Below are 14354 nucleotides of genomic sequence, written 5' to 3'. Positions count from 1 at the left end.
CTCCGAGGGAGGTCCCGCCCCGCCTGCGGGGGAGTGAGGGAGCGCTACTTCCCGGCCGCGGCCTTGCCCAGCGACCGCTGCCGGATGAGCCCGACCGCGGCCAGGACCACGCCGAAGCCGCCGGTGAACAGCAGCTGGATGCGCTGGTTCTCGTCGCGCAGCATCAGCAGCAGCACCGCGACGATGCCCGCCAGCGCCACCCAGGTCAGCACCGGGAAGGCCCACATCTTCACCACGAGCTTCTCGGGCGCCTCGCGCTCCAGCTGCCGCCGCATCCGCAGCTGGGCGGCGGCGATGAAGCCCCACACCACCAGGACGGCCGCGCCGACCATGTTCAGCAGCCACTGGAAGACCGTGGTGGGCCACAGGAAGCTGAGGACGACCGCGAGGAAGCCGAAGGCGGAGCACATCAGCACGGTGCGGCGCGGGACGCCGCCGGTGACCTTGCCGAGGAAGGCCGGGCCCTGGCCGCGGGAGATGAGGGAGTACGCCATCCGCGAGGAGCCGTAGAGGTTGGCGTTCACCGCGGAGAGCAGCGCGATCAGGATGACGGCGTTCATGATCTGGCCGGCCGCGGGGATCTTGAGGTAGTCCAGGACCGCCACGTACGGGCCGCTCTTGGCGATGGAGGGGGCGCTCCAGGGGATGACCGTGACGATGACGGCCATCGAGCCGACGTAGAAGAGGGCTATCCGCCACATCGCGGTGCGCACGGCGCGGGCCACACCGCGCACCGGGTCCTTGGACTCGGCGGCCGCGATGGTCACCGTCTCCAGGCCGCCGTAGGCGAACACCGAGGCCAGCAGGCCGACCATCAGGCCGTCGACGCCCTTGGGCAGGAAGCCGCCGTCACCGGTGAGGTGTGAGGTGCCCGGGGCATGGGTGCCGGGGAGCACGCCGAAGATGGCCAGCAGGCCCAGGATCAGGAAGATGCCGATCGCCGCGACCTTCAGGGCGGCGAACCAGAACTCGAACTCACCGAAGTTGGAGACCGCGGTCAGATTGGTTCCGGTGAAGACCAGCATGAACAGCAGGACCCACATCCACGGCTGGGTACCCGGGAACCACTGCAGCATCACGTCCGCGGCGCCCAGCGCCTCGGCGGCCACCGCCACACACAGCAGCGCGGTGAACATCCAGCCCACCGTGAACCCGGCCCAGGAGCCTATGGAGCGCTCGGCGTGCACGGAGAAGGAGCCGGAGGCGGGGTTGGCGGCGGCCATCTCGCCGAGCATCCGCATGATCAGCATGACCAGCGCGCCGGAGACGGCGTAGGCGAGCACGATCGACGGGCCGGCCGCCGCGATGCCTTCGCGGGAGCCGACGAACAGTCCCGCGCCGATCACCCCGCCCAGGGCGATCATCGAGAGATGGCGCTGCTTGAGGCCGTTGGACAGCGTGGAGCCGCTGCCGGGGCCGGCGCCCTGGCCCGCGTCGCCATGCTCGCGCGCGGGTGCGGCGGACGAGGGTGTCCGATTCATGTCGTACCTGTCCCAGTAGGTGAGAGCGGAGCAAGGCGGTACTGCGTTCTCCCGGGGCGGCGACCGGTGCGACGGCGCTGCCGGGCCCCCGGACCCCCGGAGCGGCGGATCGCGCAGGGCCTGCCGACGGCTGAACTCCGGGGTCCTCGGCAAAGCGGGCTCAGTTTGAGCGCCGGTGTCCGCTCAGGGCAACAGTCGTGCAGCGAATGTTCGGTATTCAGACGCGATCACGACCGTATGTGTTCGATCCGTCGTCACCTGTGACGTGGGGTGACCTCGTCTCGTGGGCCCTGCGGGTCCTGTGGGCCCTGCGGGTCCTGTGAGCCTCGCGGGTCTTGTATGCCTCGCGGGCCGTACGGGCCTCAGCGGCGTGCGCGCCGGTCCCGGAGCTCGCGTGCGCCCGCGACGAGCAGCACCGCCCCGGTCGCCCCGGCCGACCACAGCAGCTGCGGCCGGGCCGCGTCATCGGTCAGCATCAGCACCAGCACACCGCCCATCGCCACCAGCGCCGCCCAGGTCAGATACGGGAAGCCCCACATCCGCAGGGTCAGCTTCCCGGGCGCCTCACGGGCGATCCGCGGACGCAGCCGCAGCTGCGAGACGGCGATCAGGCCCCAGACGAACAGCAGCACCGCGCCGACCGCGTTGAGCATGTATAGGAAGACCGAATCCGGCCACTTGAGATTCAGCAGGACGGAGACGAACCCGAAGGCCACCGAGGCGAGCACGGCACGGCGCGGCACCCCTCCCTCACTCTGGGCTTCGCCCGAGCGGGGGGACCCCCCTCCCGACACCTTCAGCAGTGCCCGCGGCGCCTCACCCCGCTCGGCCAGCGAGAAGATCATCCGCGACGAGCCGTAGAGATTGGCGTTCAGCGCGGAGAGCAGCGCCACGAACACCACGATGTTCATGATCTGCCCGGCGCCCGGCACCCCGATGCTGTCCAGCACCGCGACGTACGGGCTCTTGCCCGGCTGCATCGACGACCAGGGCAGCAGGGTCACGATGACCAGCATCGAGCCGACGTAGAAGAAGAGGATGCGCCACACCGCGCTGCGCACCGCCCGGCCCACCGCGCGCACCGGATCGTCCGACTCCGCCGCGGCGATGGTGACGACCTCCAGGCCGCCGAAGGCGAACACCACCGCCAGGACCCCGGAAATCACCCCGGCCCAGCCGTGCGGAAGGAAGCCGCCCTGCCCGGTGAGGTTTGTGAGCCCCACCGGTGCGGTGTGGGGCAGCACCCCGAAGACCGCCAGCAGGCTCAGCACGAGGAACAGCACGATCGCGGTGACCTTCAGGGTCGCGAACCAGAACTCGAACTCACCGAAGTTCTTCACCGCGGCCAGGTTGGCGAGGGTGAAGACGATCATGAATATCAGCACCCAGCCCCACTGCGGCACCGCGGGCACCCAGCCGCCGGCTATCTGCGCCGCGCCGGTGGCTTCCACGGCGAGCACCACGACCAGCAGGAACCAGTACAGCCAGCCGACGCTGAACCCGGCCCAGCGCCCCAGTGCCCGTTCCGCGTGCACCGAGAACGCGCCGGAGGCCGGCATCGCCGCCGACATCTCGCCGAGCATCCGCATGACCAGCATGGCCAGCGTGCCCGCGATCAGATACGACAGCACGATCCCCGGCCCGGCCACCGCGATGCCCGCGCCGGAGCCCACGAACAGCCCCGCGCCGATCACTCCGCCCAGGCCCAGCATCGTCAGATGACGCTGCTTCAGGCCCGCGGACAGCGGCTCTTTCCCGTCGGCACCCGTCCCGGAGGAGGGCTCGACGGCGTGGGTCGGTGCGTCGTGCATGGGCTCGTCTTCTCGCAAGGGCCGAAGCGGCGGGGCCGTCGGCGGGTTGGGGGAACTCCACAGGTCAGCGCGGGGCGGACTCAGTGTCGCCGCACGCCGCGCGCTACCACAAAACCGGCGTCCGGAAGCGGTCCGGGCCGTGATGAGCATCACGTGACCTGCGATGACACCCCGCGCCTCGGCAGGGCCGGGCATTCTGGCGGTTGTCCGGAACTCTCCAAGCGGGCCGGTGCGGCTTTGTCGCCGCCACACGATGATCGCCGGCGGTCCGCTGGTCTAACGTCATCGCATCCGTCCCGTATCCCTCTCACCTCGCGGAGTCCTGATGAGCACTGCCGCTCTCACCCGTCCCGATGGGGGCACCCCCCGCTCGAGCGCAGCCGGCTTCGGGGAGGTCCTCGCCGATCTGCTGCCGGCCGCCACCGCCTCCCGCGCCCGCGTCCGTGACGCCGCGCTGGTGCTCGGCGGCGCCGCGCTCACCGGCATCGCGGCCCAGATAGCCGTCCCGGTCCCCGGCTCCCCGGTCCCGGTCACCGGCCAGACCTTCGCGGCCCTCCTGGTCGGCGCCTCGCTCGGAGCGGGCCGCGGTCTGCTGTCGCTGGCGCTGTACGCCCTGGCGGGGATCGCGGGCCTGCCGTGGTTCGCCGGCGGTGCCTCGGGCGCCGGCGGGGCCACCCTCGGCTACATCGTCGGCATGCTGCTCGCGGCCGGCGCCGTGGGCGCGCTGGCCCGCCGCGGCGGCGACCGCGGTGTGCTGCGCACCGCCGCCACCATGGCCGCCGGCACGGCCCTGATCTACGCCGTCGGCGTCCCCTACCTGGCGCTGAGCACCGGTATGTCCTTCGGTCAGGCCGTCGCCGCCGGACTCGTCCCGTTCCTGATCGGCGACGCCCTCAAGGCCGCGCTGGCCATGGGCGCGCTGCCCACGGCCTGGAAGCTGGCCGGCCGCCGCGGCTGAGCACGCGCCGTACGCCTGCCGGGCCCCGCACGCACCGAACGGTGACTGCGGGGCCCGGCCCGGTCCTGCGCTCCGCTAGCTCCGGCCGGCGGGCCGGGCTCCGGCGCCCGGAGTCCCTTCCGGCGCTGCCACCGCGCTCTCCCGCGGCCGCCGCCGGTCCAGGACCAGCCCGACCACCAGTACCACCACGGCCGCGACCACCGACAGCACCATCTGCTCGCGCCCGTCGGGGTTGTAGAACATGTAGCCGATGACGAAGACGATCAGTGCGATCGTCGCGTACGTCAGCCACGGGTACAGCCACATCCGCACCGTCAGCCGCTCCGGCATCTCCCGCTCGATGGTCCGGCGCATCCGCAGCTGCGAGAAGCAGATGACCAGCCACACGAACAGCGCCACCGCGCCCGAGGAATTCAGCAGGAACTGGAAGATGGTGTCCTTCGAGGTGTAGCTGAAGATCGTCGCGATGAAGCCGAAGGCGACCGAGGCCCAGATCGCGACCGCCGGCACGCCGCCCTTGTTGACGGTGGCGAACGCCTTCGGCGCATCGCCGCGCTGCCCCAGCGAGAACGCCATCCGGGAGGCGGTGTAGAGCCCGGAGTTCAGACAGGACAGCACCGCCGTCAGCACCACGACATCCATCACGGTGCCCGCGTACGGGATGTCCAGCGACGTCAGCACGGCCACGTACGGGCTCTTCGCCACCGCCGGGTCGTTCCACGGCAGCAGCGTCACGATCACCGCGATCGAGCCGATGTAGAAGAGCGCGATCCGCCAGATGACGCTGTTGACGGCCTTGCGCACGGCCTGCACCGGGTTCGGCGACTCGCTCGCCGCCAGCGTGACGATCTCGCTGCCCATGAAGGAGAAGACCACCAGCAGCATGCCGGAGAGGATCGCCCCGGGACCGTGCGGCAGGAATCCGCCGTGCCCGGTCAGATTCGCCGTGCCGACCGGGGCGCCGCCCGGCGGCAGCCCGAATATCGCCAGCGCGCCGACCACGATGAAGACGACGATCGCGACGACCTTGATCCCGGCGAACCAGAACTCGAACTCGCCGAACGAGCCGACCGAGACCAGGTTCGTGCCGGTCAGCACGATCATCACCACCAGCGCCCAGGCCCACTGCGGGACGGCCGGGACCCAGCCGGTGAGGATCGAGGCGGCCGCGGTCGCCTCGACGGCGAGCACCACCGACCAGAAGAACCAGTACAGCCAGCCGATCGTGAACCCGGCCCAGCGGCCCAGCGCCCGGTCCGCATACGCGGAGAACGAACCGGACGTGGGCGAGGCCGCGGCCATCTCGCCCAGCATCCGCATCACCAGCACGACCAGCAGACCGGTCAGCGCGTAGGAGAGCAGGATGCCGGGGCCGGCGGCCGCGATACCGGCGCCGGAGCCGACGAACAGACCGGCGCCGATGACACCGCCGATCGCGATCATCGACAGATGGCGGTTCTTGAGCCCTGCCTGCAGCCCGTCCTGCGACTGCCCACTGGTGGATCCGCTGGGGGGTTCGCCGGGGGGGACCGCTGTGGAGGTGGGGGTGGCCCCTGCTCCTGGAGAGCGTGGGGGAGGGTGCGCGCCCATGGGCACCGTTCCTTCGTGGTTCGCGGATGGATCCCCCGCATTAGATCTTCGTTAACCGTGGATTGGAAGGTCTGAAGTTGGATTGTTGTGTGAAACCCTGGGAGGTTGCGCACTGCGCTTCCGTACGGAAGGCGGGGGGTCGCTTTCTGTGCGCACAGCCCGGGAAGACCCAGCGGCGCCTACCCGGCACGGGTCGTGTCACACTCATCGCATGCGCGTGTACCTCGGCTCCGACCATGCAGGTTTCGAACTCAAGAACCACCTCGTCGAGTGGCTCACGGCCCACGGCCACGAGCCCGTCGACTGCGGTCCCCACGTCTACGACGCCCAGGACGACTACCCGCCGTTCTGTCTGCGCGCCGCGGAGAAGACCGCCGCCGACCCGGACAGCCTCGGCATCGTGATCGGCGGTTCCGGCAACGGCGAGCAGATCGCCGCCAACAAGGTCAAGGGCGTACGGGCCGCGCTGGCCTGGAGCGAGGAGACCGCCAAGCTCGGCCGCGAGCACAACAACGCCAACGTCATCTCCGTGGGCGGCCGGATGCACACCCAGGCCGAGGCGACGAAGTTCATCGAGGTCTTCCTGGGCACGCCCTACTCGGGCGAGGCACGGCACACCCGCCGTATCGACATGCTCTCGGCCTACGAGACCACCGGCGAACTGCCGCCCGTCCCCGCCCACCACCCGCAGCAGGGCTGACCACCGCTCACTTCGCCGCCCGCCCGCCCCGGCCGCCGGGGCGGGCGGGCGCGCCCACTGGAGGACACCTGTGCCCGAGGGGCATACGATCCACCGCCTCGCCCTGGACCACCGCTCCCGCTTCGAGGGCGGGCGGGTGCGGGCGAGCAGCCCGCAGGGCAAGTTCGCCGCCGGCGCGGCCCTCGTCGACGGCCAGGTCATGACCTGCGCCGAGGCGCACGGCAAACACCTCTTCCTCGGCTTCGGCCCTCCCCCGAGGACCTCCGACGATCCCCCGGTCTCATCTCCGTCCGACCAGGGGGACCCCCATCGGTCCAGGGCGTACCCCCATCGCTGGATCCATGTGCACCTCGGGCTGTTCGGCAAGCTCGGCTTCGGCACGGCCCCCGCCCCGCCGCCCACCGACACCGTGCGCCTCCGGCTCGCGAACTCCTCCGGCTACGCGGACCTCCGCGGCCCCACCACCTGCGCACTGATCACCGACGCCGAAAAGCATGCGATAGACGACCGGCTCGGCCCCGACCCGCTGCGCCCCGGGGACGACGGCACCCGCGCCTGGCAGCGAATCTCCCGCAGCCGTACGACAATTGCGGCACTCCTGCTCGACCAGAAGATCATCGCCGGCGTCGGCAACGTCTACCGCGCCGAGGTCCTCTTCCGCCACCGGATCGACCCCTACCGCCCCGGCCGCGACCTGACCCGCACCGAATGGGACGCCCTCTGGGCCGACTTGGTGTTCCTGATGACCGAGGGCGTCCGGCACAACCGGATCGATACCGTCCGCCCGGAGCATCTGCCGGAGGCCATGGGCCGCCCGCCGCGGGTCGACGACCACGGCGGCGAGGTGTACGTCTACCGCCGTGCCCACCAGGGCTGCCACCTCTGCGGCAGCGAGATCCGCACCGCCGGTCTCGCCGCCCGCAACCTCTTCTGGTGCCCGCACTGCCAGCCGTCCACCGGCGGCTGACCACCGGACCGGCCCGGACCGGCCCTCGGACCCGGCCCGCCGACGGCGGCGACGCGTCGGACCAGCGCTCCCTTCGGCGTCCCGCAGCGCCCGCAATTCCCTCGCCGCACCCCGTGCCCGGCAGGACGCTCTCCTGCTGCGCGACCGTTTTTCGACCGGTGTTTCCCGGCAATTGGCCAGGGCGTCGTGCGGCGAATCGACGCGCCGCCGAACGGGTGGATAAGGTCCCAGAGCAATGACAAGCGGCCAGGGCACGAAAACCCTGACGGCCCGGATGCACAAAGGTCTGCACCGGGCCCGCGTCGGCGTGCGCAAGGCCGGCGTCGACTACTTCCGCGGCGAGGGCTCCGACCGGTTCGCGCTGGCCGTCCTCCTCCTCGCCATACCCGCCATCGCCGCGGGCACGCTCCGGTGGTCCGAATGGATGGCCCCGACGGCCCTGGTTCTCCCGGTCATCGCCGGCGGACTGCTGCTGCGGCCGGCCAACCTGCTGATCCTGTACGGGGCTTCCGCGACCGCGCTGGTCGTCGAAGCCGCACTGTTCGGCCCGTACGACGAAGGCCCCGACCGGATCACCCCGGGCACGGTCCTGGTCGTCGCCGCGGTCGGGTTCTTCGGGCTGCTGATCGCGCAGTTCCGCAGCCGGGTCGGGGTGCCGTGGCGGCGCGGCGGCACGATGCTCTTCGACCTGCGCGAACGGATCCGCGTCCAGAGCAAGCTGCCCGCGCTGCCCGAGGGCTGGCACCATGAAATGGCCCTGCGCCCGGCCGGCGGTCAGTCGTTCTCCGGCGACTTCGTGGTGGCCTCCCGCACCCACGGCGGCCACATCCTCGAAGTGGTGCTGACCGATGTCTCCGGCAAGGGCATGGACGCGGCCTCCCGCGCCCTGCTGCTCTCCGGTGCCTTCGGCGGCCTGCTCGGCTCGCTGCCGCCGCACGGCTTCCTGCCCGCCGCCAACGGCTATCTGCTGCGCCAGGACTGGGACGAGGGCTTCGCGACCTCCATCCATCTCGTCCTCGACCTGGAGTCCGGCGACTACGAGCTGCTCTCCGCGGGTCATCTGCCGGCCCTCCAGCTCAGCGCCGGCAGCGGCCGTTGGGAGGAGAAGCCGGGGGAGGGGCCGCTGCTCGGCGTCTACGACGGTGCCCAGTTCGACCCGGTCAAGGGGACCCTGCGGCCGGGCGATGTCCTGATGCTGTTCACCGACGGACTGGTCGAGGCCGCCGACCGCGATATCGCCGAGGGCATCGACCGGCTCACCGGCGAGGCCGACCGCTATGTCGCCAGCGGTTTCGCCGGGGCCGCCTGGCATCTGATCGAGGCCGTCGCCAAGGACGTCAACGACGACCGCGCGCTGCTGCTGATCTGCCGCGACGCCTGACGGACCGGCCACCGCCCGAGCCGGAGCCCAGGCCGAGCCCGCGGCCACTCAGGCGCTGACGCGCGCCCGTGCCGTGTCCGCCGGGTCCTTGCGGAACGCCCAGGCCATCGTCGGCTCCATCGCGAAGCGGAACACTCTGCGGACCGGCGGGGTGCACAGGGCCGTCACGATGCCCGCCGCGATCAGCGTGACCGCGATCTCACCGAGCGGCGAGTGCAGCCAGGCGTAGTCGTCGAACCAGCCCCAGAACCGCGAGCCCTTGGCCAGGAAACCGTGCAGCAGATAGCCGTACAGCGTTCCGGCGCCCAGCACCGTGAACCACGTCCGCCGCGTCGGCACCCACGAGAAGAAGCAGGCGACCATCACGATCGAGCAGCCGAAGAGGGCGGGTGTCATGACCGCGCCGATCCACCAGGTGGTGCCCAACTCCTGGGCGCTGTCCCGGTGGTAGAACCACGCCGAGGACATCCGCGGCGCCGCCCAGTAGGCCATCACCAGTGCACCTGCGAAGACGGGCAGGGACGCGATCCGCACCGCCCGCCGCTGCACCATCGTGAAGTGCTCGGGCCGCAGCGACAGCCCCAGAACGAAGAACGGGAGGAACTGCAGCACCCGCTGGAGGTCCAGATCGTCGCCGATTTCGGGCGAGACGGACGCGAGGACGGCAATGGCCACCGCGAGCGGGATCGGCCAGCGCACGATCTTCCACAACGGGGTGGTCAGCCGCCAGATGAACAGGGCCACCAGGAACCACGTCAGGAACCACGGGTCGAGCAGACTGATGGGGTGCCCGGGATCGTCGTCCGCCCAGCGCTTGAAGAACGCATAGGCGGTCTCGAAGAGGACATAGGGGACCGCGACACCGGTGACCAGCCGCTGCAGCCGGTCCCTGCGCATGTCGAAGCTGCGCGAGAAGTAGCCGGAAATGATGATGAAGGCCGGCATGTGGAAGGTGTAGACGGTCATGTAGAGGGCCTCGGCGGCCCGGCTGCCGTCGGTCAGCGGTTCCCAGGAGTGCCCCATCGCCACCAGCACGATGGCCAGGTACTTCGCGTTGTCGAAGAACGCGTTGCGGCCGGTGTTCTCCGGCGCGGGCGCCGCCGCGGTGCCCGCGCCGGACGGCTGGTCCGCGGGCTCCGCCCGGTCCGTACCCTCCGCCGCCCGGGGAGGGGGAAGTTCGCGTCGGGGTGTCGCGGCAGCGGGAAACATTTGAGGCACGATAGCGGCGGCCGGCGAATGCGTAAAACCGCCTCGGGGCCATTCCTCTTTTCCTCGGGTGCCACCGGGGAAGGGGCACGGATAATATCCGCTATCGCTGCGGAGGGCTCCCCTCACGCCTGTCCAGTTTGTGCCGTAACATCCCCTCAAGTCGCCCCATAACCCCCGCAAACGACTCCGGGGTAATGTCCCACACCTTACCGTTATGTCCGAATGTTGATAAGCCTTCGTGGCGCCCTGACGGACGGTGACGGATCCCACGGAGGGGAAATTCCCCCGGGCCGGGAAATGACCGGAATGGCCGCGGGTGAATGACCGGAGTGAATTCCCGACACCGTGTCAGGCGCGGAGAATGCCGGTCCGGCCCGGGGCGGGCCGCCCGCCCTTGCCGGGTGGCCGTCACCCGGGCGCCCGCGCGTCACCCTGCCGCGGCCCTGCGGTCCCCATCGGCGGGAATCGGGCAAAGCGTTGGCCGATGATTCGCCACCGGCCTGCAGTGGGCATGGAGTTGGTGGCACGATGGGTGCAGGGGGGTGTGCGCGGCATGCCCCCGGGCCGGTGAGGCGTTCCGACCAAGGGTGTGATCAGTGTGGCTCTTTCACTGTCAGTTGTGCTGCTGTTGGGGATCATTCTGATCGTGCTGATCAGAGGGAAGTCGATCAAGGCAGGTCCGGCGCTCGTCGCCATAATGTTCGGCTTCTTCCTTGCCTCCACGGGCATGGCGCCGTCCATCAACCGGTTCCTCAACTCCCTGGCGGAGACGATCAACCACATCAGCTTCTAGCGGTCCGCCGCCCGTCGGCCCTGCGGCGGGCGTCGCACGAGACTCAGCCGTGCGAGGTCTCCTCGCCCCCGGCCCGCGCCACCGCCTCGCGTACGGCGTCCTCGCTCCGTCCCACCAGCGCCGAGCCGTCGTCCGCGGTGATGATCGGCCGCTGGATCAGCCGGGGGTGTGCCGCCAGCGCCGCGATCCACTGCTCCCGCGTGGCGTCGGTGCGCTCCCACTCCCCGAGGCCCAGCTCCTTCGCCCCGGCCTCCTGGGTCCGGGTGATGTCCCAGGGCTCCAGGCCCAGCCGCGCCAGCACACCGCGCAGTTCCCCGGCGTCCGGCGGGTCATCGAGGTAGCGGCGCACGGTGTAGCGGGCGCCCGCCTCGTCGAGGATCTCGACGGCGGAACGGCACTTGGAGCACGCGGGATTGAGCCAGATCTCCATGCAGGCCACCTTATTGACCCCGCGCCCGCGGGGCGAAGGGGTGCAGACATGCGCCGACCCGTTCCGGACGACGGAAAACCCCAGCCCGTCCGGACTGGGGTTTCCTCATACGAGCGGGCGACGGGAATCGAACCCGCGTAGCCAGTTTGGAAGACTGGGGCTCTACCATTGAGCTACGCCCGCAAGCGCCACAGGTCGCAGGACCTCGGCACGCACTGCATCCTAGCGGGTCGCGGCGGTGCACCGCACATCCCTTCCCGCCAACGGCGCACGCCGTCGTCCTCGCCAGAGGGCCGCCCCCGCCGGGCATCCCGATAACTGGCAGCCGCACCCCCTGCGGCCATGTACCCTACGTGTCGCACCGACGGGGTGTGGCGCAGCTTGGTAGCGCGTCCGCTTTGGGAGCGGAAGGTCGTCGGTTCGAATCCGGCCACCCCGACCAGCAGTAAGCCGGCCCGGCAGTAAGGCGTCGGGCGGAGCCTTTGCCCACCGCGCGGAGCCGCAGGATCGGCGGCTGTTCAAGATCGCGTTGTGGGCGTCATCCTCCTTGCGGTTACTATGCAAGCTGCGTGCCCGTGTGTCTGTGTACCGGGCGTGATCGGCCGGGCCCGGATCAGCCGGGTACCAGCAGATCTCAAGCAGAACCCCAGAAGTCAGCCCCAAGGAGACCGAACCGTGAAGAGCGCCGTGGAGACCCTGAACCCGACTCGGGTTCGGCTCACTGTCGAGGTGCCCTTCGAGGAGCTCAAGGCCAGCCTCGACGCGGCGTACAAGAAGATCAACCAGCAGGTCACGGTGAAGGGCTTCCGTCAGGGCAAGATCCCGGCCCGGGTCATCGACCAGCGGTTCGGCCGCGGTGCCGTGCTGGAGGAGGCCGTCAACGACGCGCTCCCGAAGTTCTACACCGAAGCGGTCAACGAGGGTGAGCTGAACGTCCTCGGCCAGCCCGACGTCGACATCACCGAGCTGAAGGACGGCGAGCTGCTGGCCTTCACCGCCGAGGTCGACATCCGCCCCGCCCTCGAGATCCCGGACTACTCCGGCATCGAGGTCGAGGTCGACGCCGTGGAGGTGTCGGACGAGGACATCGACAAGTCCGTCGAGCAGCTGCGTGAGCGCTTCGCGACGACCAGCCCGGTCGAGCGCGCGGCCCAGGACGGCGACGTCCTGACGCTGAACCTCGAGGCCAAGGTGGACGGCGAGGTCCTGGAGGACGGCGTCGCCCAGGGCGTGTCCTACACCATCGGCTCCGGCGAGCTTCTCGACGGCATCGACGAGGCCGTCACCGGCGTGGAGGCCGGCGGCAGCGCCACCTTCACCTCCGAGCTCAAGGGCGGCTCCGCCGAGGGCAAGGAGGCCGAGGTCACGGTCGAGGTCACCGAGATCAAGTCCCGTGAACTCCCCGAGCTGGACGACGACTTCGCGCAGATGGCGAGCGAGTTCGACACCCTCGAAGAGCTGCGCGCGGACAGCCGCAAGCGCCTTGAGCAGATGAAGAAGTACGACCAGGCCACCCAGGCGCAGGAGAAGGTCCTGGACGAGCTGCTCAAGCTCGTCGAGGTGCCGATGCCGGAGAAGCTGCTCGCGGACGAGATCCAGACCCGCAAGCACAACCTGGAGCACCACCAGCTCGGCCAGATGGGCCTCGACCTCGCGAAGTACCTGGAGATCCAGGGCAAGAGCGAGGAGGAGTTCGACGCCGAGACCAAGGAGCAGGCCGAGAAGGGCATCAAGACCCAGTTCATCCTGGACGAGCTGGTCAACAAGGAGAAGCTGAACGTCAGCCAGGAGGAGCTCACCGAGCACCTCATGCGCCGCGCGCAGTCCTCCGGCATGTCCCCCGACCAGTTCGCCCAGGCCGTCGTCGAGGGCGGCCAGGTGCCGATGCTCGTCGGTGAGGTCGCCCGCGGCAAGGCCCTCGCGGTCGTCGTCGAGGCCGCCACGGTCAAGGACACCACCGGCGAGGTCATCGAGCTCGATGACGAGGACGAGACCGCCGAGACCGTCGAGGTCGCCGAGACCGCCGAGACCGTCGAGGTCGCCGAGACCGTCGAGACCGCCGAGGTCGCGGAGGGCACCGAGGAGCAGCCCGAGGTCTGAGCCCCGGCCGCCTCGCGCCTGCGCGCAGCTCTCCGTTCCACGGGCCCGAACACGCACGTCCGCGTGTTCGGGCCCGTGGTCGTACCGCCCCGTGAGCCTGCGCTCACAGCGAACAGTTATCGATGCGGGATGGCGTTGTCCGACCTGCGCGTTAGGGTCCGTAGATACGAGGGCAGGGGAGTCCCTGAAATCGCGCCGGGGCCACACACGGCGCCGCCTCCCCACGCCCCAGCAGACGACGCTGAGACGGCCTGGAGCCGTCCGACAACGAGCAGGTGGACACGTGACGATCCCGATGCCTTCCGCCGCCGCTGAGCCGACCTTCGGTGGCCTCGGCGACCAGGTCTACAACCGGCTGCTCGGCGAGCGGATCATCTTCCTCGGCCAGCCGGTCGACGACGACATCGCCAACAAGATCACCGCGCAGCTGCTTCTCCTCGCCGCGGACCCGGACAAGGACATCTTCCTCTACATCAACTCCCCGGGCGGCTCGATCTCGGCCGGCTTGGCGATCTACGACACCATGCAGTACATCAAGAACGACGTGGTGACGATCGCGATGGGCCTCGCCGCCTCCATGGGCCAGTTCCTGCTGAGCGCCGGCACCCCCGGCAAGCGCTTCGCGCTGCCGAACGCCGAGATCCTCATCCACCAGCCCTCCGCGGGCCTGGCCGGTTCCGCGTCGGACATCAAGATCCACGCCGAGCGGCTGCTGCACACCAAGAAGCGGATGGCAGAGCTGACGGCCTTCCACACCGGTCAGACCGTCGAGCGGATCACCCAGGACTCCGACCGCGACCGCTGGTTCTCCGCCGATGAGGCCAAGGAGTACGGCCTGATCGACGATGTGATGACCTCCGCCGCCGGCGTTCCGGGCGGGGGCGGCACCGGGGCCTGAGCCCCGTACCACTCGCCCTACAGCCCCCAGCCCACT

Annotated in this window: 12 protein-coding genes and 2 tRNA genes; 8 read left to right on the top strand and 6 right to left on the bottom strand. The window is 70.2% G+C overall.

Annotated elements, in window-relative coordinates; translation table 11 throughout:
• Window positions 1-44: 44 nt before the first annotated feature.
• Together ACWGJY_RS09125 and ACWGJY_RS09120 are read right to left on the bottom strand one after the other, a co-directional pair.
• Entirely contained in the window at window positions 45-1481 is a 1437-nt protein-coding gene (locus tag ACWGJY_RS09125) for an amino acid permease (RefSeq protein ID WP_453260130.1), read from the bottom strand.
• Between the two features lie 362 nt (window positions 1482-1843).
• On the bottom strand, window positions 1844-3292 hold the full coding sequence (locus ACWGJY_RS09120) for an amino acid permease (protein ID WP_453260129.1): 1449 nt from the start codon (window positions 3290-3292) through the stop codon (window positions 1844-1846).
• 325 nt (window positions 3293-3617) lie between these two features.
• On the opposite strand from ACWGJY_RS09120, the gene ACWGJY_RS09115 reads away from it, so the two are divergent.
• A complete protein-coding gene (locus tag ACWGJY_RS09115; RefSeq protein WP_453260128.1) occupies window positions 3618-4250 on the top strand; it encodes a biotin transporter BioY in 633 nt (210 codons plus the stop codon).
• Window positions 4251-4325: 75 nt separating this feature from the next.
• Here ACWGJY_RS09115 and ACWGJY_RS09110 read toward each other — a convergent pair whose 3' ends face one another.
• Entirely contained in the window at window positions 4326-5840 is a 1515-nt protein-coding gene (locus ACWGJY_RS09110) for an amino acid permease (RefSeq protein ID WP_453260127.1), read from the bottom strand.
• A 211-nt stretch (window positions 5841-6051) separates the two neighbouring features.
• Here ACWGJY_RS09110 and ACWGJY_RS09105 point away from each other — a divergent pair, with 211 nt between their 5' ends.
• The 3 genes from ACWGJY_RS09105 (at window position 6052) to ACWGJY_RS09095 (ending at window position 8888) form a co-directional block, all read left to right on the top strand.
• The gene (locus ACWGJY_RS09105) at window positions 6052-6540 is read left to right on the top strand and encodes a ribose-5-phosphate isomerase (RefSeq protein WP_453260126.1); all 489 of its coding nucleotides are present in this window, start codon (window positions 6052-6054) and stop codon (window positions 6538-6540) included.
• 70 nt (window positions 6541-6610) lie between these two features.
• Window positions 6611-7507, top strand: a complete 897-nt coding sequence (locus ACWGJY_RS09100; protein ID WP_453260125.1) for an Fpg/Nei family DNA glycosylase — start codon at window positions 6611-6613, stop codon at window positions 7505-7507.
• Window positions 7508-7742: 235 nt separating this feature from the next.
• Window positions 7743-8888 carry a PP2C family protein-serine/threonine phosphatase gene (locus ACWGJY_RS09095; RefSeq protein ID WP_453260124.1) on the top strand — a complete coding sequence of 382 codons (1146 nt, stop codon included), beginning with the start codon at window positions 7743-7745 and terminating at the stop codon, window positions 8886-8888.
• Between the two features lie 48 nt (window positions 8889-8936).
• Here ACWGJY_RS09095 and ACWGJY_RS09090 read toward each other — a convergent pair whose 3' ends face one another.
• Window positions 8937-10097, bottom strand: coding sequence for an acyltransferase family protein (locus ACWGJY_RS09090; protein ID WP_453260123.1), 1161 nt, complete (start codon window positions 10095-10097; stop codon window positions 8937-8939).
• A 598-nt stretch (window positions 10098-10695) separates the two neighbouring features.
• Here ACWGJY_RS09090 and ACWGJY_RS09085 point away from each other — a divergent pair.
• Window positions 10696-10890: a hypothetical protein gene (locus tag ACWGJY_RS09085; protein WP_453260122.1), complete on the top strand. Its 195-nt coding sequence runs from the start codon at window positions 10696-10698 to the stop codon at window positions 10888-10890.
• Between the two features lie 43 nt (window positions 10891-10933).
• On the opposite strand, the gene ACWGJY_RS09080 is transcribed toward ACWGJY_RS09085, so the two are convergent.
• The gene (locus tag ACWGJY_RS09080; RefSeq protein ID WP_453260121.1) at window positions 10934-11320 is read right to left on the bottom strand and encodes an arsenate reductase family protein; all 387 of its coding nucleotides are present in this window, start codon (window positions 11318-11320) and stop codon (window positions 10934-10936) included.
• A 112-nt stretch (window positions 11321-11432) separates the two neighbouring features.
• Window positions 11433-11503: transfer RNA gene (locus tag ACWGJY_RS09075), tRNA-Gly, on the bottom strand.
• A 182-nt stretch (window positions 11504-11685) separates the two neighbouring features.
• On the opposite strand from ACWGJY_RS09075, the gene ACWGJY_RS09070 reads away from it, so the two are divergent.
• The 3 genes from ACWGJY_RS09070 to ACWGJY_RS09060 all read left to right on the top strand — a co-directional run bounded on the left by ACWGJY_RS09070 (window position 11686) and on the right by ACWGJY_RS09060 (window position 14318).
• Window positions 11686-11762, top strand: a tRNA-Pro gene (locus ACWGJY_RS09070).
• A 233-nt stretch (window positions 11763-11995) separates the two neighbouring features.
• Window positions 11996-13420, top strand: coding sequence for a trigger factor (tig, locus tag ACWGJY_RS09065; RefSeq protein WP_453260120.1), 1425 nt, complete (start codon window positions 11996-11998; stop codon window positions 13418-13420).
• Between the two features lie 295 nt (window positions 13421-13715).
• Window positions 13716-14318: an ATP-dependent Clp protease proteolytic subunit gene (locus ACWGJY_RS09060; RefSeq protein WP_030283915.1), complete on the top strand. Its 603-nt coding sequence runs from the start codon at window positions 13716-13718 to the stop codon at window positions 14316-14318.
• Window positions 14319-14354 lie beyond the last annotated feature (36 nt).

The organism is Streptomyces sp. NPDC054765 (assembly GCF_053612065.1).
The sequence above is the reverse complement of the archived record's forward strand: the minus strand, read 5'-3'. Positions and strand labels throughout refer to the sequence as shown.

What these genes read in the sequence shown, in the direction of transcription:
- ACWGJY_RS09125 (WP_453260130.1), bottom strand. Translation starts at nt 1,481, where the DNA reads ATGAATCGGACACCCTCGTCCGCCGCACCCGCGCGCGAGCATGGCGAC.
- ACWGJY_RS09120 (WP_453260129.1), bottom strand. Translation starts at nt 3,292, where the DNA reads ATGCACGACGCACCGACCCACGCCGTCGAGCCCTCCTCCGGGACGGGT.
- ACWGJY_RS09115 (WP_453260128.1), top strand. Translation starts at nt 3,618, where the DNA reads ATGAGCACTGCCGCTCTCACCCGTCCCGATGGGGGCACCCCCCGCTCG.
- ACWGJY_RS09110 (WP_453260127.1), bottom strand. Translation starts at nt 5,840, where the DNA reads ATGGGCGCGCACCCTCCCCCACGCTCTCCAGGAGCAGGGGCCACCCCC.
- ACWGJY_RS09105 (WP_453260126.1), top strand. Translation starts at nt 6,052, where the DNA reads ATGCGCGTGTACCTCGGCTCCGACCATGCAGGTTTCGAACTCAAGAAC.
- ACWGJY_RS09095 (WP_453260124.1), top strand. Translation starts at nt 7,743, where the DNA reads ATGACAAGCGGCCAGGGCACGAAAACCCTGACGGCCCGGATGCACAAA.
- ACWGJY_RS09090 (WP_453260123.1), bottom strand. Translation starts at nt 10,097, where the DNA reads ATGTTTCCCGCTGCCGCGACACCCCGACGCGAACTTCCCCCTCCCCGG.
- ACWGJY_RS09080 (WP_453260121.1), bottom strand. Translation starts at nt 11,320, where the DNA reads ATGGAGATCTGGCTCAATCCCGCGTGCTCCAAGTGCCGTTCCGCCGTC.
- ACWGJY_RS09060 (WP_030283915.1), top strand. Translation starts at nt 13,716, where the DNA reads ATGCCTTCCGCCGCCGCTGAGCCGACCTTCGGTGGCCTCGGCGACCAG.